General features: G+C 60.5%; 16 protein-coding genes. 7 read left to right on the top strand and 9 right to left on the bottom strand.

Annotated features, from left to right (window positions below):
- The first annotated feature begins 15 nt into the window (after positions 1 to 15).
- Genes ACQY1K_RS20645 through ACQY1K_RS20635 form a run of 3 tightly spaced genes read left to right on the top strand, consistent with a single transcriptional unit; the run spans position 16 to position 7,530 of the window.
- Positions 16 to 2,823: a c-type cytochrome gene (locus ACQY1K_RS20645; protein ID WP_430259130.1), complete on the top strand. Its 2,808-nt coding sequence runs from the start codon at positions 16 to 18 to the stop codon at positions 2,821 to 2,823.
- Position 2,824: 1 nt separating this feature from the next.
- Positions 2,825 to 4,657, top strand: coding sequence for a GMC family oxidoreductase (locus ACQY1K_RS20640; protein WP_430259128.1), 1,833 nt, complete (start codon positions 2,825 to 2,827; stop codon positions 4,655 to 4,657).
- On the top strand, positions 4,657 to 7,530 hold the full coding sequence (locus ACQY1K_RS20635; protein WP_430259126.1) for a hypothetical protein: 2,874 nt from the start codon (positions 4,657 to 4,659) through the stop codon (positions 7,528 to 7,530). The genes ACQY1K_RS20640 and ACQY1K_RS20635 overlap by 1 nt, the downstream gene beginning before the upstream one ends.
- 15 nt (positions 7,531 to 7,545) lie before the next feature.
- On the opposite strand, the gene ACQY1K_RS20630 is transcribed toward ACQY1K_RS20635, so the two are convergent.
- On the bottom strand, positions 7,546 to 8,013 hold the full coding sequence (locus tag ACQY1K_RS20630; protein ID WP_062458856.1) for an Lrp/AsnC family transcriptional regulator: 468 nt from the start codon (positions 8,011 to 8,013) through the stop codon (positions 7,546 to 7,548).
- Between the two features lie 200 nt (positions 8,014 to 8,213).
- Between ACQY1K_RS20630 and putA the strand changes: the two genes are divergently transcribed.
- Both putA and ACQY1K_RS20620 read left to right on the top strand, forming a co-directional pair.
- Positions 8,214 to 11,870, top strand: a complete 3,657-nt coding sequence (gene putA / locus ACQY1K_RS20625; protein ID WP_430260613.1) for a trifunctional transcriptional regulator/proline dehydrogenase/L-glutamate gamma-semialdehyde dehydrogenase — start codon at positions 8,214 to 8,216, stop codon at positions 11,868 to 11,870.
- A 7-nt stretch (positions 11,871 to 11,877) separates the two neighbouring features.
- Positions 11,878 to 12,951, top strand: a complete 1,074-nt coding sequence (locus ACQY1K_RS20620) for a lactonase family protein (protein ID WP_430259124.1) — start codon at positions 11,878 to 11,880, stop codon at positions 12,949 to 12,951.
- Positions 12,952 to 12,954: 3 nt separating this feature from the next.
- On the opposite strand, the gene copD is transcribed toward ACQY1K_RS20620, so the two are convergent.
- The 8 genes from copD to ACQY1K_RS20580 form a co-directional block, all read right to left on the bottom strand.
- The gene (gene copD / locus ACQY1K_RS20615; RefSeq protein ID WP_430259122.1) at positions 12,955 to 13,839 is read right to left on the bottom strand and encodes a copper homeostasis membrane protein CopD; all 885 of its coding nucleotides are present in this window, start codon (positions 13,837 to 13,839) and stop codon (positions 12,955 to 12,957) included.
- Complete coding sequence (gene copC / locus ACQY1K_RS20610) at positions 13,836 to 14,198, bottom strand: copper homeostasis periplasmic binding protein CopC (RefSeq protein WP_430259120.1); 363 nt, start codon at positions 14,196 to 14,198, stop codon at positions 13,836 to 13,838. Before copC ends, copD begins: the two co-directional genes overlap by 4 nt.
- A 10-nt stretch (positions 14,199 to 14,208) precedes the next feature.
- Entirely contained in the window at positions 14,209 to 15,573 is a 1,365-nt protein-coding gene (locus ACQY1K_RS20605; protein ID WP_430259118.1) for a PepSY-associated TM helix domain-containing protein, read from the bottom strand.
- Positions 15,574 to 15,664: 91 nt separating this feature from the next.
- Positions 15,665 to 16,072 carry a DUF2946 family protein gene (locus ACQY1K_RS20600; RefSeq protein WP_430259116.1) on the bottom strand — a complete coding sequence of 136 codons (408 nt, stop codon included), beginning with the start codon at positions 16,070 to 16,072 and terminating at the stop codon, positions 15,665 to 15,667.
- Between the two features lie 94 nt (positions 16,073 to 16,166).
- The gene (locus tag ACQY1K_RS20595) at positions 16,167 to 18,068 is read right to left on the bottom strand and encodes a potassium transporter Kup (protein ID WP_430259114.1); all 1,902 of its coding nucleotides are present in this window, start codon (positions 18,066 to 18,068) and stop codon (positions 16,167 to 16,169) included.
- 235 nt (positions 18,069 to 18,303) lie between these two features.
- Positions 18,304 to 19,020, bottom strand: a complete 717-nt coding sequence (locus ACQY1K_RS20590) for a Bax inhibitor-1/YccA family protein (protein ID WP_430259112.1) — start codon at positions 19,018 to 19,020, stop codon at positions 18,304 to 18,306.
- Positions 19,021 to 19,037: 17 nt separating this feature from the next.
- Positions 19,038 to 19,808, bottom strand: coding sequence for an anti-sigma factor family protein (locus ACQY1K_RS20585; protein WP_062576492.1), 771 nt, complete (start codon positions 19,806 to 19,808; stop codon positions 19,038 to 19,040).
- Positions 19,801 to 20,343 (bottom strand): sigma-70 family RNA polymerase sigma factor, encoded by a 543-nt coding sequence (locus tag ACQY1K_RS20580; RefSeq protein ID WP_062458883.1) that lies wholly within the window; start codon positions 20,341 to 20,343, stop codon positions 19,801 to 19,803. The genes ACQY1K_RS20585 and ACQY1K_RS20580 overlap by 8 nt, the downstream gene beginning before the upstream one ends.
- 449 nt (positions 20,344 to 20,792) lie before the next feature.
- Between ACQY1K_RS20580 and ACQY1K_RS20575 the strand changes: the two genes are divergently transcribed.
- Complete coding sequence (locus ACQY1K_RS20575) at positions 20,793 to 21,590, top strand: DeoR/GlpR family DNA-binding transcription regulator (protein ID WP_062458885.1); 798 nt, start codon at positions 20,793 to 20,795, stop codon at positions 21,588 to 21,590.
- A gap of 100 nt (positions 21,591 to 21,690) precedes the next feature.
- Positions 21,691 to 23,217 carry a glycerol-3-phosphate dehydrogenase gene (gene glpD / locus ACQY1K_RS20570; protein ID WP_430259109.1) on the top strand — a complete coding sequence of 509 codons (1,527 nt, stop codon included), beginning with the start codon at positions 21,691 to 21,693 and terminating at the stop codon, positions 23,215 to 23,217.
- The last annotated feature ends 1 nt before the right edge of the window (position 23,218 follow it).

Genomic DNA, 23,218 nt, shown 5'->3' with positions numbered 1-23,218 from the left:
CGGGGAGGGGGACGCATGCACGGTTGGACCAAGAAAGCGAAGCGTTTCCTCTTCTGGCTGGTCACGACCGCTGCCGCTTTGGTGGTGATCGTTCTGTTCGTGGCCGGCTTCGTCGTCTGGTCGCTCATCCAGCCGCCATCCGATCAGTTCGGCAAGGTCGAGGACGAGGCCAAGTTTGCGCGGCGCGACGTTTCCAGTCTGCCAGCCGCAACCGAGCCCTATTTCGCCGAGATGGACAAGGGTCTCCTCAAGGGGATTGAGGGAGGGGAGTACCCGCAGGAAATCCGCCAGATTGCAGGCGCGACGGGGCTTGACCCCGAGGCGATCCGACAGGCGGCAATCCGCGGTCAGAATGCCTGGATTGTCTGGACCGGCGGCAATGATCGCTTCTGGGATTTTGCCGCGCGCAACACGATCGGAGCATTTGATCTTCTGAAGACGGTTTCCTCGCATCCGAGCCAGGCCTATGGCCGCGACAATCGCTTTCGGTATCTCGGGCTCGTCAATGAGCCGGGCTTCGATGAGGCGACGGGACCGGACCCGAAACACTTCGGATTGTGGCTCGACCAGCGCCGGACTGACACGCCTCCCGATCCGTTCGGCGGCAATCCGGACGCGGACAGGCGATACCCAGGCGTGGAAGTGGGTGCGCGGGGTAAACCGGTTGAGTTTGAAGCCCGGGAGGTGACCCTGCCGGTCGGCTCCTATTACGGGGAACCGACCGGCGTCATGGGGCTGCGCCTGTTTCCCAACCCGGATTTCGACTTGAAGGCCTCGAAAAAGTGGGACCCCGACCGCTACTATAACGACCCTTCCTACTACAACGACAAGGATCTGGTGCGTCCGTACCGCGTCGGCATGTCCTGCGCGTTCTGCCATGTCGGACCGAACCCGATCACGCCGCCGGCGGATGTGGAAAGGCCGCAGTTTTCGCAGATCACCTCGAACCCGGGAGCGCAGTACTTCTGGGTGGACCGGATCTTCTTCTGGAACACGCAACCGCGCGGCGAGGACGATAAGCCGACCTCCAACGAAGGCAATTTCCTTTTCCAGCTGTTCCACACCAATCCGCCGGGGTCGCTGGATACCTCGCTCGTTTCGAGCGATTACATCAACAACCCTCGCACGATGAATGCGGTCTATGAGACAGTAGCGCGCCTTGGAGTTGCATCCGGTACGGGCTGGGAAAATTTGACCGGCGACGAGCTGGCGAACAAGCAGTTTCAGGATTACTCGCAGACCGCGGCACTGCATGCCTTCTTCAACAAGCGGGACGGCAAGTCTGCTTCGATGCGGGTGCTGAAGGATGGGTCTGACTCCGTCGGCACGCTTGGGGCGCTCAACCGTGTTTACTTGAACATCGGGCTGTTCAGCGAAGAGTGGCTTCTGCACTTCCGCCCCTTCCTGGGTGGCCAGAAGATATCGCCAATCCGCGTTCCGGATGCGCAGAAGAACTCCGTCTATTGGCAGGCGACCGAGACGATGACGGCCGACATGGCGATCTTTTTTCTCGTCACCGGTCGCTCCGATCTCCTCAAGGACGCGCCGGGCGGAAAGGAGCTGCTGGCCGCGCTGGATCAGCAGCAGGTAGCCCGTGGTCGTGCTGTCTTCGCTGAAAACTGCGCGGCGTGCCATTCGAGCAAACAACCCAAGGCTCCGGCCGAATTCGGCGTTGGCGAGGGGATCTGCGAGGGCGGCGGCGCGGGGCCGCAGTACCGTGAATGCTGGGACCGCTACTGGGCATGGGCACAATCGGCGCAGTTCAAACAATTGATGCGTGCGCAGGCCGAGAAACCGGACTTTCTCGTCGACAACTATCTGTCAAATGAACGAAGGGTGCCGATCGATCTGGTGCGCACCAATGCGTGCAGTGCCATCGCCACCAATGGCCTGGCCGGCGATATCTGGGATAACTTCACCTCGTCGACGTACAAAACCCTGCCTGCACCGAAGGAAGTGACGGTGCACCATCCGGTTTCGGGTGCAGCAACGCCGATGCAATCACCTGGTAACGGACGCGGCTATTTGCGACCGCCTTCGCTGATCAGCCTCTGGTCGACGGCGCCCTATCTCCTCAACAATTCCGTCGGGCACGAGATCCCCTATTCCTATCCGCGTTATGGCAAGGATACGGAAAGCGGGCCTGTTGGGACGTCTGGTACGCAGGCAAACTCCGGCAACGGAAACTACCCACGATCTCCCAGCGCCTGCCCTGCTGCGGATCCCAAAGACCCCTACATGCCCTGTATCGAAAACCGGCTTTCGGCCTTCGACACGTCGATCCGGCAGATGCTTTCACCGGAAACGCGGCGGATGGACAAAGCGACCGAAGAGGCCGTGCCAGGCTATATCTATCGTACCAGCGCCCCTTCCTGCCTGATCATCCCAAAAGGCTTCGTGCCGGATCAGATCCGCCCCTTTAGCGGCTTGCTCAGCCGCATTGCGCCCTGGGCGTTCAAGGATGACGGATCGATTGCACTCGGGCCCTTCCCGTCGGGATTTCCGGTCAATGCGCTGGTCAATACCAAGCTTTTGCCGGATCATGACGAAGACGCCTGGCCCGTTTACAAGCGGCTGATCACCAATGGTCCCGGCCTGGTTTCGGCCTTCGCAGAGCTGGGCGGGCAATGCTCCGCGCAGGAACTGGCCGACCCGGCGGTGCGGAGCCATTCCGAGACGGTCGTCCGCGAGACCGGCCTGATCGATCGGCTCGTGACCCTCAGCAAGTGCCCCGATTACGTCGTCAATGCGGGACATGCCTTCGGCTCGGATCTGTCGCAGGCGGACAAGGACGCATTGATTTCATTCCTGAAGCAGCTGTGACATGGCAGGGAGCGAAGCGACCCACGACTACATCGTGATTGGCGCCGGTGCGGGTGGGGCGGTCGTGGCTGCGCGGCTTGTGGAGGCGGGGTGCACCGTTCTGGTGATCGAAGCTGGTGGTGATCCGCTCGCCGAACGGCCTTACAGCGATGCGGTTGCAGATGACGACCCCGATATGCCTCTGGCCGATGCTTATAAAGTGCCGGCGTTCCATGCTTTCGCGTCCGAACACGAGGGTTTGGCGCGTGATTACTATGTCAGGCATTATGAGGATACGGCCGTGCAGAAACGCGACTGGCGGTACTGCGATGAAAATGGCGGAATTCTCTATCCCCGTGCACAGGGGCTGGGTGGCTGCAGTGCCCATCATGCGATGATCATCGTCAAACCGAATGCCTGCGACTGGAACCATATCCGCGACCTCACAGGCGACGAGAGCTGGCGGGCTGCGCATATGCAGACCTATTTCGAACGGATCGAACGCTGCCGCTACCGCATCTTTTTCTGGCGCTGGCTTTCCTTCCTCACTGGTCTCAATCCGACCGGACACGGCTGGTGGGGCTGGATGCAAACGGAACTCGTTTTTCCGCTGAGACCAATCCGCGACCGCCTGCTGTTGAGCTCGCTTCTGCACTGTGTGCGCGCGGCAGCTGATGCCTTCGGTCATTCCGGGACGCAATGGGAGACGGCGGAAACCGATCCGAATGCGCACCGGGTCTGGAACCCCTTCGCAAGCGGCATCCGCATCGCGCCCCTTTCCACCCGCAGGCATGTGCGGCATGGGCCGCGCGAACGGTTGCTCGACGTCAAGGCAAGGTATCCCGACAGGCTCGATATCCGGCTGAGAACAGCGGTGGCGCGCATTGCGATTGAGGATAGGCGCGCCGTGGGCGTCCACGCGATCGATGCGAATGGCAACGAACTCTTCGTTGAGGCGCGGCGAGAGGTCATCCTCGCAGCCGGCGCTTTCGCATCGCCAAAGATCCTGATGCTGTCGGGAATTGGCGATGCCGCTCATCTCGCTCGACACGAGATCGCCGTCGTCGAAGATCTGCCGGGCGTTGGCCGCAATCTGCAGGACCGATATGAGATCGGCGTCGTCAGCCGCATGAACAAGCCCTGGGCGACGCTTAAAAACGCAGCCTATTCGATCCGTGACGCAGAATACCGCAAGTGGCGGCGCTTTCGTCTTGGCAACTACACAAGCAACGGCCTGTTGTTTTCCATGGCGCTCAAATCGCGCGACAGCCTGAACGAGCCTGATCTCCACTGCTTTTCGCTGCTGGGTGATTTCCGCGGCTACTACAAAGGCTATTCGCAGCGGATCAGAAAGAAAGACTATCTGAGCTGGGTCGTGCTGAAGGCCTATACGGAAAACCGAGCCGGTACGGTGAGGCTGCGATCTTCGGACTGGCGGACAGACCCGGACATTCAGTTCCATTCGTTTGCCGAAGGCAGCGGTGATTACCGTCGCGATCTCGATGCGATGGTAAAGGGCGTCCGTTTCGTGCGCAAAGTGGCCGAAGGGATGGACGACCTCGTTGCCGAAGAGGAAGAGCCCGGCCGCTGGCGCGACAGCGACGAAGCACTGCGCAACTACGTGGCCGAAAACGCATGGGGTCACCACGCCTGCGGGACCTGCGCCATCGGGCCGCGGGACAGCGGCGGCGTGACGGACAGCCGGTTCAAGGTGCATGGCGTCGATGGGTTGCGGATCGTGGATGCGTCGGTCTTTCCCCGCATTCCCGGCTATTTCCTCGCCTGCGCGGTCTACATGATCGCCGAGAAGGCGGCCGACGTTTTGCTTTCGCCACCACAGGGGGAGATGGCGTGATGACGCAGGTTCAACCACGCGGCCGGTCTCTCGTTCGGCAAGCCTATCCCTGGCTGAACGACAGGGTTGCGGATTTCGTTCGCGGCTGGCGACGTCTGGATGCGTGGGCCAACCGGCCGCTTCCGACAAGGCGACGCGCCTACTGGAAACTGCTCGCCCCGGACCGTTATCCCTGGTACGCGCCGGCGCTGTTTCTGGTGCTGACCGTCATGCTGGCACTTGGCCCCACCATGGAAACCGATTGGCCGAACCTCATTCTGCTGGTGATCGGACTTGTGCTTTTTCTGGGTCTCAACGCTCTTGCCGAGCGTCGCCAAGTCGCCAACAACTATCTGCTGACCGGGCAACTGACATGTCTGGTTGCGATGCTGGCATTGCTGTTGTGGAGTTCTCTGCCCGAGGTCTACGGGGAGATGGTCGCCGCACCCCGACTGCACGTGGGCGTGGCCGTCGTTCTTGCGATGACCGTCGCGCTTGCTGCTGCATTCGGTTTTGCCGCAGCGCTATTCAGGTCGACAGCCGATGGAGGATTGGCCGATGCCCTGCCAGAGGTGGAGCTGTTTCTTCCCAAGGATCGCTACAGTTTCGTGGGGGGCGGGGCGAAAGCTGCCTTCTTTTCCGCCTTGGCAATCGCTCCGGTTCGCTATCCGGTAGAACTCCTTCTGCCCGGGTCGCTGCTGACCCTGTTCGTACCCGACCATCTTCTTGCCCCAACTTTCCTTTTCGTCGGCGGGATCATGTGGATCTTGCTTTTCCTCGGCATTCTCTTCGAGCGGCTGATGGAAATCCTGAAGACGCTGGGCCGGATGTTTTTCATCGGTCCGCAGCGCGTGATTTCCATTCTCGTCATTGCCGTCGCCGGGGCACGGCTCGCGGAAATACATTTCATCACGTACCTCTTCAATGGCGGCAGCACGGGTTATGGCAACCCGGTCCTGATGCTTTACATCCTGCTTTCTTATGCGTGCGCTTGGTATTACGGTTTCTGGACCGACCAGTTTGTGGCCCGCAGGCTCATGCGCATGCTCACACTCAAGCCCGACTGGCGCACCGCCATATCGGTCGCCTATCCCTACCACGGTGATCCGACACTCAGCCGCGTCGAAAGCGAAGGTCGCACGATCAGCCTGCATGGCGCCGGCCGCTTGAAGCTGCGGGGTCACTACGAAGACGGGTATGCCGGCGGCGGCACGGCGCTCCAGTTCATGACGCCCGCGGAGCTGATCGGTCAGTTCCGGCGCCAGATCGAGCTTCGCTCCCGCGACATAATAAAGGCAGACGATCTGCTGGCGAGCCTGCGCAATTTCGAGCGGGCGGCGGTGATCTATCCGGTCATCGTCGGAACGTTGGCCTTTGGCCTGATTGTCGGGCCGATTGTCCTGACGTTCTATTACGCGGTGCAACCGCCGGAGCTCACAGTCCATGCCGAGGGTGGGGGCGGTCGCGATGCTCTCGCGTTCATGAAGAACCAGGATTATGAAAATGGCGACTGCTCACCTCTGAAAGCGGGCATGCCTCGCATCGCCATCGCGGCTTCCGGAGGTGGTACACGCGCTGCGATCTATACCGCCTCGTTGCTGAGGGGCTTGGCGGAGGCGGGACATGTCTGCGACGTGGTGATGGCGAGCGGCGTTTCCGGCGGGAGCGCTGCGCTTGCGTATTTTGGCTTACACGAGGCGGAACTGCGCTCCCGCGGTGGCGTCGGCTTCATGGCTTGGGAGCGCTATTCGCGGGAAATGGCGCATCCTTATATTGAAGATGTCATCAATCGCGCCAGCGACCTGCGGATCACATTCGGTCGCTTTCAGTGGAGACGTTTTACATGCGGCGAGCCGGCGGTGCCCGATGGTTCTGTGAGCGGCCTTGCACCAGCCCGCTCTAAACTCGGCCATATCCTGGCGGAATCCTTCGTCTGCCGAATGGGGGCGGGAAAGATGGGCGACGTCTCGTTTGGATTGATGCTGAATTCGTCGATCGTCGGATCCTATCCCGATCCTGGAAATCCGTGCCGCCGAGGCGACGGGTATTCGCTGCCGGAACAGGCCAGCCGGTGCCAGGGGTTGCTGGATGGCGCGGGCGCGGGCGGGCGGCTTGTGCTGACCAACATCGGATCGACACAGACGATGCAGGCAAACACGTCGCCCGGGATGGAAATCGTCACCATCGACGAACCTGACGTCTCCGTGTCACGGGCCGCAGCATTGAGCGCCAATTTCCCCCCTGTGTTTCCGGATGCCGCCGTGGATATCATGCCGAGCAGCGGCACTGCCAAACGTTATTGGGTGACGGACGGCGGGACGGTCGAGAATCGCGGTACCGTGACCATGTATCGTGCCTTGCGCGATGCGGCGAGACGAGAACCCAAATCTTGTGGAGGCGGCAATTCGCCAAGGTTCGCCCCGCTCCACGTCATCGTCGCGGATGTTTCCGCTCTCGCGGGGCCCTATAGCGAAAGTTTCGGTTTCGACTCTGTCCTTGGAGCCGGTGGACAGCTCGGGCTCGGCATGGAAGCGGAGCTGCGCGCCGACCTCAAAACGCTCTACGAAACGACCCACTGCAGCAAGATCTACTTTCATGACATCGTGATACCGCCCGTTTTTTCGAGCAATGGCGGCATCGGAACGCACTGGCTGCTGCCGGGCTCGATGACGTTTCGCGATCCCAACCATTCGGGCGAACAGGTTACGCTCCATGCCGAGGACGTCGAAAAACTCGTGCTGTCTCTGCACAGCAGCCGGGCCTTCAGCTACCAGGACAACGGGGGCGTCAAGAGGGTCTTGGGTTGGGCGCAGGATGGTCCCGGTAACCGGCATCGTGCCAATTGGGTCAGGCTGCTCGACATGTTGAACGGAAAGCTGCCGCCGCAACTCTGACCAGTGGTCTTGGACCTATCGTTCCTTCACCGCCTCCATGGCAACCGAGGTTGAGGTGCTTGCCACAAATGGCAGACTGGAGATTTTCTCGCCCAGCACTTCGCGATAGCGGCGGATGTTGGGTGTGCGGATCTTCAGAAGATAATCAAAGCGGCCTGCGATCATGTGGCACTCCTCGACCTCGGGAATTCGCCACACTGCTGCGTTAAAGGCGTTGAGTGCCGTTTCGCGCGTATCGGACAGTTTCACCTCTGCGAAAGCCACATGGTCGAGGCCGAGTTTCTTCGGGTTGAGAACGGCGCGGAAGCCGAGAATGAAGCCATCCTGCATCAGCCTTTTCAGGCGCGCATTCACCGGGGTCTTGGACAAGCCGACTTTGTCGGCAAGATCCGTCACCGAGACCCGGCCATCGCCGACAAGGACATCCATGATCTTCCGGTCGAAGTGGTCTATATCCCCAGGCGTATCGCTCTTCCTCTCCATTTTCTCTGTCTTCCTCCCGCAACGTGGTGAATTTCTCCAAATTCTACGCATTTTCAGAGAAGCTATAAAGTGCAGATTCGATTATTTTTCTCGCATCGCGGGATCGTCGCTGATCCGCTAGATTGGCTTGATATTCGGGAGGCGGAACAATGGCATCTGCGATGGAACACAACACATTCTCGCCTGGCTCTTTGGAGACCATGCCCTTCGAAGATTTCGCCCCGCCGATCCGGCCGCAGTCGGATTTGCGCAAGGCCATCACCGCCGCCTATCGCAGACCTGAAATCGACAGTGTGCTGCCGCTTCTCGAGCAGGCAACACTGCCCGCCGACCTCGCTGACAAAGTCCGTTCGACAGCGCGCGCTCTGATTGTCGCGCTGCGCCGCAAGGCCAAGGGGTCGGGCGTCGAAGCGCTTGTGCAGGAATACTCGCTTTCCAGCCAGGAAGGCATCGCCCTGATGTGCCTGGCTGAGGCGCTGCTGCGCATTCCGGATATGGCGACGCGCGATGCGCTGATCCGCGACAAGATTTCCGGCGGAAATTGGAAGTCGCATGTGGGCGAGGGCCGTTCGCTGTTCGTCAACGCTGCAACCTGGGGCCTTGTCGTGACCGGCAAGCTGACGTCGACCGTCAGCGACCGCAGCCTTTCGGCGGCACTGACGCGCCTGATCGCCCGCTGTGGCGAACCGGTCATCCGCCGCGGCGTCGATATGGCGATGCGGATGATGGGCGAGCAGTTCGTCACTGGTGAGACGATCGAGGAAGCGCTGCGCCGCTCGCGGACCATGGAGCAGAAGGGCTTTCGCTATTCCTACGACATGCTTGGCGAGGCAGCGACGACAGGAGAAGACGCGGAGCGCTATTACAAGGATTACGAGAAGGCGATCCATGCGATCGGCAAGGCCTCTGCCGGACGCGGGATCTACAACGGCCCTGGCATTTCCATCAAGCTCTCGGCACTTCATCCGCGCTATACCCGCGCCCAGGCCGGCCGCGTCATGGAAGAACTTCTGCCGCGCGTGAAGGCGCTGGCCGCCATCGCCAAGTCCTACAATATTGGTCTGAACATCGATGCGGAGGAGGCTGATCGCCTCGAACTGTCGCTCGATCTTCTGGAGGACCTCTGCTTCGACCCTGCTCTTTCCGGCTGGGACGGCATCGGCTTCGTGGTGCAGGCCTATGGCAAGCGATGCCCGTTCGTGCTCGATTTCATCATCGACCTCGCACGCCGTTCCAACCGCCGCATCATGCTGCGTCTGGTCAAGGGCGCCTATTGGGATGCGGAAATCAAGAAGGCGCAGATCGAAGGCCTCGAAGACTTCCCGGTCTTTACCCGCAAGGTGCACACGGATGTCTCCTACATCGCCTGCGCCCGGAAACTGCTCGACGCGCGCGACGCCGTCTTTCCGCAATTTGCCTCGCACAACGCTCAGACGCTTGCCACGATCTATCAGCTGGCCGGACCCGAATTCAAGGTTGGCGATTACGAGTTCCAGTGCCTGCACGGCATGGGCGAGCCGCTCTATGAAGAGGTCGTCGGTCAGTCAAAGCTCGACCGGCCAGCCCGCATCTATGCCCCGGTCGGGACGCACGAAACGCTTCTCGCCTATCTCGTCCGCCGTCTCCTGGAAAACGGCGCGAATTCATCCTTCGTGAACCGGATCGGCGATGACCAGGTGTCCGTCGACGAGCTGATTGCCGATCCGACCGCCGTTGTTCGCGGCATGTCCGTTTCCGGCGGAAAACACGATCAGATCGCTCTGCCTGCCGACCTGTTCGGCAAGGACCGACAGAACTCCCTGGGGTTCGATCTCGCCAACGAAACGACGCTTGCCTCCCTCGCGTCCGTGTTTCAGGAAGGCGCCCGGGCTCCCTTCACAGCCGCTCCAGAACTTGGCGATGGAACTTCATCAGGTGAAACGCGGCCGGTGCTCAATCCGGCTGACCATTCGGATGTGGTCGGCTCAGTCACCGAAGCAAGCGTGGAGGATGCGCAAAAGGCAGCGTCTCTCGCACAGGAAGCCTTTGCCGAGTGGCAGTCCGTTGCGCCGCAGGAACGGGCTGCCTGCCTCGAAAGGGCTGCCGATGCCATGCAGGAAAGCATGCCGTCCCTTCTTGGCCTGATCATGCGCGAGGCCGGGAAATCCCTGCCGAACGCGATTGCCGAAGTGCGCGAGGCGATCGATTTCCTGCGCTATTATGCGGAACAGGCCAAGCGCACGCTGGGGCCGGGGCACAAGGCGCTCGGGCCGGTGGTCTGCATCAGCCCGTGGAACTTCCCGCTGGCAATCTTTACCGGACAGATCGCGGCCGCTCTCGTTGCCGGCAATAGCGTGCTGGCAAAGCCCGCTGAGGAAACGCCGTTGATCGCAGCGGCAGGCGTCAAACTTCTCTATCAGGCCGGCGTACCACGCGGCGCGCTTCAGCTTTTGCCGGGTGATGGAAAGATCGGCGCAGCACTCGTGGCCGCCCCCGAAACACAAGGAGTGATGTTTACCGGTTCAACCGACGTCGCTCGCCTGATCCAGGCCGAGCTTGCCGGCCGGCTGTCGAACGCCGGAAAGCCGATCCCGCTGATTGCCGAAACGGGCGGCCAGAACGCAATGATCGTCGATTCCTCGGCTCTGGCCGAACAGGTGGTCGGCGATGTCATCGCGTCCGCCTTCGACAGCGCTGGTCAGCGTTGCTCGGCCCTGCGTGTCCTGTGCCTGCAGAAAGACGTAGCGGACCGCGTGCTGACCATGCTCCGCCGCGCCCTTGCCGAACTCACGGTCGGGCGCACCGACCAGCTGAAGATCGATATCGGGCCGGTCATCACAGCCGAAGCGAAGGGTCTTATCGACAGCCACATCGATGCGATGCGCGCCAAGGGCCGGCGCATTGAGCAGGTCGCTATCCCCGCTGCAACGGCCGCCGGAACCTTCGTCGCGCCGACGATCATCGAACTGAACAGCCTCTCGGACCTCGAGAGGGAAGTGTTCGGACCTGTCCTTCACGTCATCCGCTATCGTCGTGAGGATCTCGACAGGCTGATCGACGATATCAACGCCACCGGCTACGGTCTCACATTCGGCCTCCACACGCGTCTCGACGAAACGATTGCGCATGTGACGAGCCGTGTCCGGGCCGGCAATATATACGTCAACCGCAACGTCATCGGTGCCGTCGTCGGCGTGCAGCCGTTCGGCGGGCGAGGTCTCTCAGGCACGGGGCCTAAGGCCGGCGGTCCGCTCTATCTCGGTCGCCTCCTGCAGCAGCCGCCGGTTCCGCCGCGCCACAGTTCCGTTCATGTCGATCCGGCGATCTCGTTGCTGGCCGAATGGCTGCGCGCCAAGGGCAAAACCGAGGACGCCGAAGCGATCCGCGAACTGGGTGGCGAATCCGCTCTCGGCATGTCGCAGGAACTTCCCGGCCCCGTCGGCGAGCGCAACACCTATAGTCTGCATCCGCGCGGGCGCATCCTGCTCGTGCCGCAGACAGAGGCGGGTCTCGTTTCCCAGCTGGGTGCCGCGCTCGCAACAGGCAACAGCGTCACCATCGACACGGACTCCGGCCTTCAGGGTAAGTTCTCCGATCTACCGGCCGAAATCGCTGCCCGGATCATCTGGTCTTCCGATTGGGCAAACCACGGACCCTATGCCGGTGCCTTGCTGGAAGGCGACGGCAATAGCCTGATCTCCGTCTCGCGTCGTATTGCCAGCCTTCCCGGTCCGCTGGTGCTGACGCAGGCGGCTTCCTCAGCTGACATCGCCGGCATGGATGATCCCTATTGCCTGAACTGGCTGCTTGAAGAAATGTCGGTCTCCGTGAATACGGCGGCCGCTGGCGGCAATGCGAGCCTGATGGCGATAGGGTGAGGACAGCATGGACGATCTTCAGACGGCGCGCGTCATCATAGGCAGCTACACGGAATCGATGCCGCATGTGGAGGGAAAGGGAAAAGGCGTCAGCCTGCTTTCCCTCGATCTAAAAACAGCGCGATTCGAAGAGGTCGCGGCGTTTGAAGCGATTCGCAACCCCACCTATCTGGCGCAAGGGCAGGATGGACGCGTCCTCTACGCCGTCGAGGAAGTCGACGACGAGGCGCAGGCGGGCGTGGTTGTGCTGCAGATCGACGGGGACGGCGGTCTAAAATTGGCGAAGCGAGTTTCGGCAAGAGGTTCTGCGCCCTGTCATGTCACGCTCGACAGGTCAGGGGAGCGGCTGTTCGTTGCCAATTACGGCAGCGGAAGTGCGGTCGCTTACGGTCTTGATCATCAGGGTCTTCCTAATGACGACGAGGTCATGGTGATCCAGCGGACAGGATCCGGCCCCGTCACCGACAGGCAGGAAGGCCCGCATGTGCACCAGGTTTTGGTCATGCCTGGCGATCGGCATGTTCTCGTTTGCGATCTCGGGACCGACGAGATCGCCAGATATGCATTCGGCGATCAGGGAATAGGCTCAGAGCCGGATGTCGTGCTGCACGTGTCCGGCGGTTCGCTTCCACGCCATATCGTCTGCTCGCAGGATGGCCGCCGGCTCTACGTCGCGCATGAGGCCGCCTGCACCGTCGGCTCCTATGCCATCGAGGGAGACAATTTCACGCTCCTGTCAGAAACCAGCACAGTGCCGGCCGATTTTGCCGGCACGTCGTCCTGCGCGGCGATCAAAATTCATCCGAATGGCAGGTTTCTTTATGTCTCCAACCGCGGCCACGACACGATCGTCGCCTGTGAAATTTTGGCCGATGGCGGGTTGAGAACCCTCGGCTGGTATCCCACCATGGGCAGAACCCCGCGGGATTTCGCCATCGATCCCACCGGTCGCTATCTCATCGTCGCCAACCAGGACAGCCACTCGCTGGTGTTCTTTGAGATCAATGGGGAACACGGAACGCTGACGACCATCGGCGAGCCGTTCGAGATCGGCAGTCCCGTCTGCGTCCTGTTCGCCTGACGTCTAGACCGGCTGCAAACGACCGAAATAGGCGACGAGGGCGAGCACTCCGAGGCTAAGCCCGATTTCCGTGACCGTCGCGCAGACGAGGCTTCGATACATCAGCGGGCTGCGGTCGAGCAGCCGTACGAAGACGTAACGGTTGACGATCGCCAGCGCGACCATGGTTGCAACGATCAGGATCTTGGCCGAAAGCAGCAGCTGATAGGGCAAGGACCAGTCAAGCGGCAGGCCGCCGACGATGAGCCAGGTGCTGAACAGCCCTGTCACGATCACAAGCGCCACGGCAACATGACCTGCCCGGGAAAAGCCGATCAAAGCGGTCGTGGCATCGTGTCGCGTCGACTGGTCCCTGAGCGCGGGGAGAAGCAGAGCGACCGGTAACAGCGCCCCGAACCAGAACCCGCCCGAGAGAAGGTGCAGCAGATCGTTTGCCCGGTGCAGCAGGCGCAGTGATCCATCGTGGATGGCTGCGTGTCCGGAGATCGGAAGGCTGGCGAGAGCGACCAAAGCCGCCAGCGCCGTCGGCAGGATTTTCGAGCGCGAGGAGGGCGTAAGGGCCGCAAACAACAGGCCTGCAGCAATCGCCTGCACTATCCAGACGGTGCCGATACTGGTCTGGGTTATGACCGTCCACAGCATGCCGAGATCCGCCGCATCCTGCCAGCCGTCGCCGAGAAGGGCGGCGTTGAGCGGCAGAGATGCAACCGTCGCACCCGCTATCACAAGCACCGACAGGCAGCGGATCGGTGTGAGCTTCGCCCACACCGATTGCCGTAGACCGTCCGGCACAAAACCGGCGATATAGGTTGCGGCGCCCCAGAGGAACAGGGCGCCTGCGTAGAAGCCGAAACGGCAGACTACAATGAGGGTCTCAGCCGTTGTCACGGCTTCACGGTGAACGTGTAAGTGCCGTTGGTCTTGTGGCCATCGACCGAAAGCACATTCCATCTGACCGTATATGTGCCGGGCTTGAGCGGCCCGGTGACCGGCGCAGTCAGCGTCTTGTCAGCGTCTTTCAGCGCGCTTTTGCCGATCTCGATCTCCTTGCCGTCGGGGCCGAGAAGGTGAAGCTTGCTGAACGGCAGGTTCAGGGCTTCGGAAAATGTCAGGTCCAGTTCTTCCGGCGATGCAACGGATGCCTTGTCGGTTGGGGTCGTCGATTTGACGCTGGCATGGGCAGCAGCCTGGCCAGCGGCGGCAACAAAAGCCGCGAGTGCAAGCGAAGCGATGAGTGTGTTACGCATGTGTTTTCCTTTAAGCGAAGGCGCGTTTGAGCGGCGGAACGAAGCGGACGACGATCTGGTCGAAGGCGATCATCGCGACGATCGCAATCCCGCTCATCGGAAACGCGATGGCAAAAACCAGCGTGATCAGCCACAGACCGAAATAGACGGAACGGCTCGGCGGCATCGGCGGGACGCCAAGGCGGCCGGATGGACGGCGTTTCCACCACATGACGACAGCGGTGACGCAGGTAAAGACGATTGCAAGGCAGGTGGCGAGCATCAGCATCTGGTTAAACCGACCCCATTCCTGGCCCATATGAACATTGACACCCCACGCGACGGCCTTTCCAGGCGCCGGATAGAGCGGATAACCCATGTCGACCAGCGGTGTTCCGGAATACTGATCAATATGGATTGTCCTTTCCTTCGAAAGGTCGTCAGGAAAGATGGAGGCGGTATAGACGCCCGTTTCCGTGCGGGGGATCGCCGTATCGAAACCCGGGGCTATGCCGAGACCCTTCGCAATCGCGATTGCCTTTTCGAGCCCGATCGTTTCGCCGGTCATCGTACCCGACATCGGCAGCGGCGCCTTTTCGACGCTCCAGCCGCTATTGGGCGCGACATCGCCCGTCACCTTCTTCGACACCGGCACGTTGTCCCAAAGCTCGGCCGGATAGCCGAGGCCCTTGTCGGTGAGCCAGGCCTGGACATTGCTGCCCCAGGTGTTCGACCAGAACATGCCGGTGGCGGCGAGAAAGAAGATCAGCAACCCTGCGAAAGCGCCGGTGACCGCGTGCATGTCGCGCCAGAACACCCGCCGCGAAGGATTTCCGCGCACCGTCACCACACCGCCGGTCTGCCGCCGCGGCCACCAGAGATAGATCCCGGTCGCGACCAGAACCATGGCAAAGCCGCCGGCGATCTCTGTCAGGATGTTGGGAAATGTACCGAAATAGGCGAGGCTGTGGATGCTTCTGACCACCTGATTGAACTCTTCGGCGGACGCGACCGTATCCAGCACGTCGCCATCGTAGGGATTGACGAAGACGAGCGTGGAGCCGGCTTTGGACGACACCGTGACTATGGCGCTCCGTGTTGCCGAAGCAGGGTCCTTGTAAGAGCGCGCCACCGAACCCGGCACGGCGGATGCGGCAACTTCGACGATTCGGTCCGGCGAAAGAGGCGACCCGGCTGCTTCCACCTGGTAGCGATATGCAAAAAATGTATCGTTGATTTCGTCCTTGAACAGGTAGAGCCCACCTGTCATGGCGAAGTTGAGCATGAAGGGAATGGCGAGAAGACCCGCAAAGAAGTGCCAGCGCCATAGGGCGCGGTAAAGCGAAACGCCCGAGGCGTCGCTTTCCGCGGGTGAGGCGGAAGTTGTCATGGTCATTCGGTTTTATCCTGATAGCAGGCGGGGCTGTGCCGATCTGCAACATTGAACAAGCCGCGGGCAAAAGCCGCAGCGAAGGCTCAAATGATCATCAGGCGAAGGGTGGTGCTCGGGGACCGGTATTCGGCGGATATAACTGGCGGGTGATCTCGCCCACCGGGAACGGATACTTGGCCAGTTCTGGGGCGAGGAATACCCGTTCTGCGTGGATCGGCGCGGGTGGCACCATGGCCGCGGCGCTGATGCGGCAGGCTTCGCAGTCGGTCTTGGCGCCTTGGCTATGGTGGTGTTGTCCGTCCCGGTCAGGCCGATCGCTGTTTGACGTGACGCAGAGCGTCGGCAGCGTGCCGTCCGGCAGCACATACTCGGCATAGTCAGCCGGATCGAAACCGGTGGCTGCAAGGGCAGGCGGCTGATGCGAGAGGCCGAGAACAACAAGCGCGATGGCGCATAGAATGCGCACCGCCCATTGTTCCGATTTACCGACCAGCCTTCCCATCGCGTCCTCGTGCACGGGGTTCGATCTTTCGATAGCACACCCCGGCGCTAGTACAATGCGGCATACTGTACGCGTGATGGCGAACGGTATCAGGTCAGATCGCTACCTGCTCTCCCAGCTCGACGACACGGTTGGGTGGTAGCTTGAAATAGGCGGATGGGTCGATCGCGAAATCGGCCAGCGCCATGTAGATCTGCTCCTGCCAGGCCGGCAACCCGGTATTGGGTGTGCTGACCAGGTTGCGCCGTCCCAGATAGAACGAGGTCTGCATGATCTCGAACTTGAAGCCCGCCTTCCGACAGAGCGTCAGTGCTCTGGTGACATTTGGCTCGTCCATGTAGCCGAAGGTGATGTCGAGGCGGATAAAACGCTTGGAGATGCGTTTCATTTCCACCCGTTCGCGATCGGGAACGTAGGGTTTGTCCTGCGTCCAGATTGTCAGGATGACGTTTTGCTCGTGCAGGACATGATTGTGCTTGATGTTGTGCAGCAGGACTGCCGGCGTCCGGTTGGGAACGCTGGTGAGGAAGATCGCAGTGCCGGGAACCACGACCGGCGAATGATCGGATTCCTTTTCGATCATCGGAATGAAGACTTCCAGCGGGATGTCGTTCCTGGCGGTCTTGTCCTTGATGTATTTCGAACCCTTCGTCCACGTCCACATCAGGATCATGATGAAGAAGGCAAGCGCCACGGGCACCCAGCCACCGTCGTGGATTTTGAGAAGGTTTGCGGCAAGGAAGACCGCTTCGATCAAGAGCAGCGGCAGCAGAAGTGCGCCGGCGATGAGGGCCGAGTATCCGCGCACCGCCCGCAAGAACTGGAACGACATCAGCGTTGTCACGACCATCGCGCCCGTGACCGAGATACCGTAGGCGGTTGCCAGCGATTCCGAATCGCCGAATGAGAAGATCAGCACCAGGACGCCGATGAACAGAATCATGTTCACGGCCGGAACATAGATCTGGCCGGTATTGGTTTCCGAGGTGAACTTGATCATCAGCCGCGGCAGGAAGCCGAGATGCACGGCCTGCCGGGCAAGCGAAAACGCGCCCGTAATGACAGCCTGGCTGGCGATGACGGTTGCCATCGTCGCCAGAATGACCATCGGCAGCAACGCCCAGTCCGGATAAAGGAGATAGAACGGGTTCTCGATGGCGGCCGGGTTGCTCAGGACCAACGCGCCCTGCCCAAGGTAATTCAATGCCAGCGCGGGAAATACGAGGATGAACCAGGCGACACTGATTGGCTTGCGACCGAAATGGCCGAGATCGGCGTAAAGCGCTTCCGCGCCCGTCACGGTCAGAAATACCGCGCCGAGCACGATGAGACCCGCCCAGCCGGCGTGGGTGATAAACCAGAGCGCATTGATGGGGTTGAGGGCCTCGAGGATGGTCCAATCGTCGCCGATATGGATCATGCCACCCCATGCCATCGCCAGAAACCAGACGACCGTGATCGGGCCGAAGAATTTGGCAACTGCCTCCGTCCCCTTGGACTGGATTGCAAACAGGCCGACCATGATTGCGGCTGAGAGCGGCAAAACATAGTCGGAAAAGGCGGGCGTCACAAGCTTCATACCTTCAAGCGCCGACATGACCGACAGTGCGGGTGTGATCATCGCATCGCCGATGAACAACGCCGAACCGATCAGGCCTGCAAAGAACAGGACAGGCATGTAGCCGCCTGTCTTCTTCATCAACAGGGCAAGCAGCGACAGCGTGCCGCCTTCGCCGTCATTATCGGCGCGAAGCAGGAACAGGACGTATTTGAACGTGACGATGATCGTCAGTGTCCAAACCATCAGAGAGATCAGTCCGATGACATGTTCGGGCTGGACGCCATTCTCTGAAAATGGTTGCAGAGCCTCCCGGAACGCGTAGAGCGGACTGGTGCCAATATCACCGTAGACGACGCCGATCGAGCCCAAGAGCAGGACAAGAAATTTCCGGTGGCCTGCGGCTTTGTCGGCCGAACCGGCGGTCGAGGATGTCATGCGGACTCCAGTCTGAGGGTTTTCCAACCGAACAAGCTTGAACGGTTTACTGCCGGAATAGACGCGTAAACACGTGTTGAACGAATTCGATCCACGCATTCCTATTTCATCTGAAGTCGCAGGTCGATATCCTTCAGCAGGCCGTCATTCGCGTGGTCACAGAAAAGCAGGGCGGAGTGATCCGCCCTGCTGGTAGAGGTCCGAAAGGTGTCTCGGAACCGGTTGTTCTTGTCGTCTATTCTTCGCGCTGGCCGGTGAAATTGAGCAGCAGCTGGAAGATGTTGACGAAGTTCAGGTAGAGCGACAGCGCGCCCATCACGGCCATTTTCTGCTGGCTTTCCTGATCGTAGTTTTCTGCATACTGCTGCTTGATGTTCTGGGTATCCCAAGCGGTCAGGCCGACGAATACGACGATACCGATCACCGATACGGCAAACTGCAGGGCGCTGGAGCCGAGGAAGATGTTGACGATCGAAGCGATCATCACACCGATCAGACCCATGATCATGAACGAGCCGAACTTGGCGAGGTCACGCTTGGTGACGTAGCCGTAAAGGCTGGTCGCGCCGAACATGGTGGCGGCGATAAAGAAGGTGCGGGCGATGCTTGCGCCGGTAAATACAAGGAATACCGAAGCAAGGGACAGACCCATGACGGCGCAGAACGCCCAGAAGGTCATCTGCGCAGAGGCGGCCGACATGGACTGAATCTTGAACGAGAAGAAGAACACGAAGGCGAGCGGCGCCAGCATCACCACCCACTTCAGCGAGCTGGAGAAGATCGGCACGTAAAGCGCCGGCGTGGTGCCGACGATGAAGGCGACGATACCGGTGATGACGAGGCCAAGCCCCATGTAATTGTAGATGCGCAGCATGTGCTGGCGAAGGCCTTCATCGAAGACTGCGCCGGATTGTGCTGTCGTGGCGCCCCAGCGCCGGTCGTTTTCATACATTCGGAATCTCCTGTTGATCAGTAAAGGGAATTCTTGAGAAGCTCGGCCTCGTCTGCGAGGCCGATATCGGTTGTGCTCGACACCACGGCGTAAGCCACGTCGCCGATCTGCCACCAGGCCGCTTCGGCCTTCGGCATATTCATGTCCTTGATCGGCTCGACCGCGAAATGGCCAGGTCGCACCGCATAGAGCGATACTCTGACGCCATCGGCCGTGCGCATACTTGCCTCGACGCTTGGGCCGTAGTCAGAAGGGAAGATCTGCACATCGGTTACCTGCCAGCCCTTGGGCAGTTCTGGCATGACGATTGCCGTTGCGGCGCGGATGTCCTCCCGGTCGTAGGTCCTTGCTTCCGGCTGGGATGGCATTTTTTCGCGAACGAGTGACGTCTCGTGCGCCCGCACCGCGTTTTCGATCAGTGCCGGCGGCTGGACCGAAGCATTGACTTCGCTCGGACCGAACGGACCGATCGAGGAATTGGCAAACCATCCTGCCGAAACAAGCATGGCAATCGCCGCGACGCGCCTGAGAGCGGTGAAGGTGCGCCGGCTTTCAAGACTCGCGGAAAGTCGTCTCGCCGCCTCGCGGGTCTCCGTCCTGCCATGCACGGCGTCATCGGTGAGAGCGAGCTTCAGCGTCGTCCGCATTCCGAGATCGGCCATGACGCGTGCGGCGTCTTCCGGGTGGCTGGACAGGTAGTTCTCGACACGCAGGCGTCCCGCCGCGTCGAGCTGGTTGTCCACGTAGGCGTCGAGGTCATTCAGGACGACCGTTCCGGTCTCATTCATCTTTGCCTCCTACGATTTTCAGGTGGCCGCCACGCCCTTTGTCATCTTCCATGCTGCGCAGCCGAGCCCGCGCCCTCGATATCCGCGACATCAGCGTGCCGACTGGAATACCCAACGTGTCGGCGGCTTCCTGATAGGACAGGTCTTCCACCGCAACGAGGTGCAACGCTTCGCGCTGATCCTCCGGCAAGGTCATGAAAGCCTCGCGAACCTGCTGCAGGCGAACCGAATGTTCCTGCGCTGCCGGATAGGACGGCTCGGTTGCGGTCGAGCCATCATCGGCAAACAGGTCGTCGCGGCGACGACGGGCAAGGGCGCTGCGGCGACCGTCCAGATGCGTGTTGTGGACGATCGAGAGCAGCCAGTTCCGCAGATTTCCACCCGAGTGGAAGGTTGAACGCTTCTCATACGCCTTGACCAACGCGTCATGCACCAGGTCTTCGGCGTCGACAGAGTTGCGCGCAAGCGAGCGTGCGTAGCGTCTCAACGCGGCAAGCTGTGCGATCACGTCGAATGAGCGTTTGTTCGGGTCCATACCTGCTTATACGAACGCCGGCCGGATTTTATTCCATTAGTCAGAAATTATTTTCGTGATTTTTTGCCCTTCAAAGACGCAGGGCAAACCCTCGTTTCGACGGCCAAGGTAGGTATGCGTCCGGTGCATGTCTGCCCTGACAATTCCTGCCTAGAAAATGAGCGGGTTTAGCGTATCTTCCATCTTGTCGAAACGATTTACCTCCTCCCAAATCGTCAGACACGCAGAACCCTCCCTCCTCCTCCCAGAGGTTTCTGCAGCAGAGCACCGGCACTCCTCCTCCCAGCCGTTGCTCTCGTCTTTTGAAGAGCCTGCCGCACCTCCTCCCGCGGCGGGCTCTTTTCGTTTTCACCCTATGGCAACGTCCTCAGGCGACCTCCTTCGTAAAGGCTGTTGCCTGCGCGCGGCTTTTGTCTCAAAGTGAAAGAAAACGAAAGTACGGGGACGAGATGCATCTGACGGACAGGCAGGCAAGGATCGTCGAGGTGGCGAGGATGACCGGGCGGGTCCTGGTCGAGGATCTGGCCACTCAGTTCTCCGTCACGCCGCAGACGATCCGCAAGGACTTGAATGATCTCTGTGAGGCGGACGTCCTCAACCGCATCCATGGTGGAGCCACGTTTCCGCGCAGCATCGAGAACATGCGCTATGAAGCGCGCCGCCAGATCGCTGCCGTCGAGAAGCAGGCGATCGGCGAGGCTGCGGCAGCCCTCATTCCTGACGGAGCGTCCCTGTTCATCAACATCGGGACCACGACGGAGGCCGTCGGTGAAGCGCTGGCCGCCCACAAGGACCTTATGGTCATTACAAATAATATCAACGTTGCCAACAGGTTGAGAGTAGTCGACGATATCGAGGTCGTCATTGCCGGGGGTGTCGTTCGCCAGTCTGATGGCGGCATCGTCGGCGAGGCGGCCGTCGACTTTATCCGGCAGTTCAAGGTTGACTATGCGGTCATCGGTGCGTCGGCCATCGACCACGACGGCGCTCTGCTCGACTACGATTTTCGCGAAGTGAAAGTGGCGCAGGCGATCATTGCCAACGCCCGGCATGTGATCCTCGTGGCCGACTCGACAAAATTCGAACGAACGGCGCCGGTTCGTATCGCCCAGATCTCCCAGGTTCATACCTTCATCACCGACGCCTGCCAGTCCGAACTGATCCGTGATCTTTGCCATCAGACGAATGTTGCGCTGATCGAAACAGCCACCGCGGATGCTGCAACGCACGCGTCTTCTTTCGTTTGACATTCGAGATATTTTCACTCTAATGGGGTTAGCTTTCGATTTGCCGCTGCCGGCATGTCGAGCCGGGCTCTGTGAGGGGACAGGGCTTAGCGAGGGGATAATGAGTCAGGTAATTCACGACGTCTTTGTGATCGGTGGAGGGATCAACGGTTGCGGTATCGCGCGCGATGCTGTGGGTCGCGGCTATTCGGTCGCCTTGGCAGAAATGAACGATTTTGCCTCAGGCACGTCGTCAGGAGCCACCAAGCTTATCCATGGCGGCCTGCGCTATCTCGAACATTATGAATTTCGGCTGGTGCGCGAGTCTCTCATGGAGCGCGAAGTGCTCTGGGCAATGGCACCGCATATCATCTGGCCGATGCGCTTCGTTCTCCCCTATCACAAGGGTGGCGTCCGACCCGCCTGGCTGATCCGGCTGGGGTTGTTTCTCTATGATCACCTGGGTGGCCGCAAGCTCCTGCCGCCGACGGCAACGCTTGATATGCGCAAGGATCCGGCCGGCAAACCTTTGAAATCGCTGTTTACGAAGGCGTTCGAATACTCGGATGGCTGGGTGGACGACGCGCGGATGGTGGTGCTGAACGCCCGTGACGCTGCCGACAAGGGGGCCCTGATCCTTCCGCGCACGAAAGTCGTTTCGGCGCGGCGCGAAGAGGGCATTTGGACGATTGTTACCCGAAGCACAGTCACCGGCTCCAGTCAGACCCACAAGTCTCGTATGCTGGTCAATGCCGCCGGCCCGTGGGTGGACCAGGTGATCCGCTCCGCCTTCGGCGAAAACGAAGCGCACCATGTCCGGCTGGTTCAGGGCAGCCATATCGTCGTCAAGAAGAAGTTCGACGACCCGCGCGCCTATTTCTTCCAGAACCCGGATAACCGGATCATTTTTGCTATCCCCTACGAAGAGGATTTCACGCTGATCGGCACGACCGATCGCGACTTCAAGGAGGATCCGAAGGACGTTCGGATCTCCGAAGAGGAAACCAACTATCTCTGCAAGGCGGCGAGCGAGTATTTCAAGGAGCCGGTGCGCAAGGAAGATATCGTCTGGACCTATTCGGCCGTGCGGCCGCTGTTCGACGACGGCGCCTCGAAAGCGCAGGAGGCAACCCGCGACTATGTACTGAAGCTGGATACGGTCGGCCTCGGGGAGGGCGGAGCGCCGCTTCTCAATGTGTTCGGTGGCAAGCTCACCACTTATCGACGGCTTTCGGAACATGCGGTCGAAAAGATCGGCGAAGCCATCGGCGTCAAAGGCAAGCCCTGGACCGCTGACAGCCACCTCCCGGGTGGCGATTTCCCTGCCCGCGGCTACGAAAGCGAAGTCGCTGGGCTGAAGGCGCGATATCCCTTCCTGACCGATCGCCATGCGCGTAGGCTGGTCCGGCGTTACGGTACGAGGGCCGCGACTTTGCTCGGCAACGCTGCTCGAGCAGAGGATCTTGGGCATAATTTCGGCGGCGAACTCTATGAGGTGGAGGTTCGCTATCTTGCCGATCAGGAATGGGCGTTAAGCGCCGAGGACGTCCTTTGGAGGAGAACAAAGGACGGGCTACGGCTCGACGCTGACGAGAAGAGGGTTTTGGAGGAGTACATGGCCGCAATACCGGAAAGGATCGCCGGATAAG

This window comes from Neorhizobium sp. IRS_2294 (assembly GCF_050500145.1).
Lineage (GTDB): Bacteria > Pseudomonadota > Alphaproteobacteria > Rhizobiales > Rhizobiaceae > Neorhizobium > Neorhizobium soli.
The sequence above is the reverse complement of the archived record's forward strand: the minus strand, read 5'-3'. Positions and strand labels throughout refer to the sequence as shown.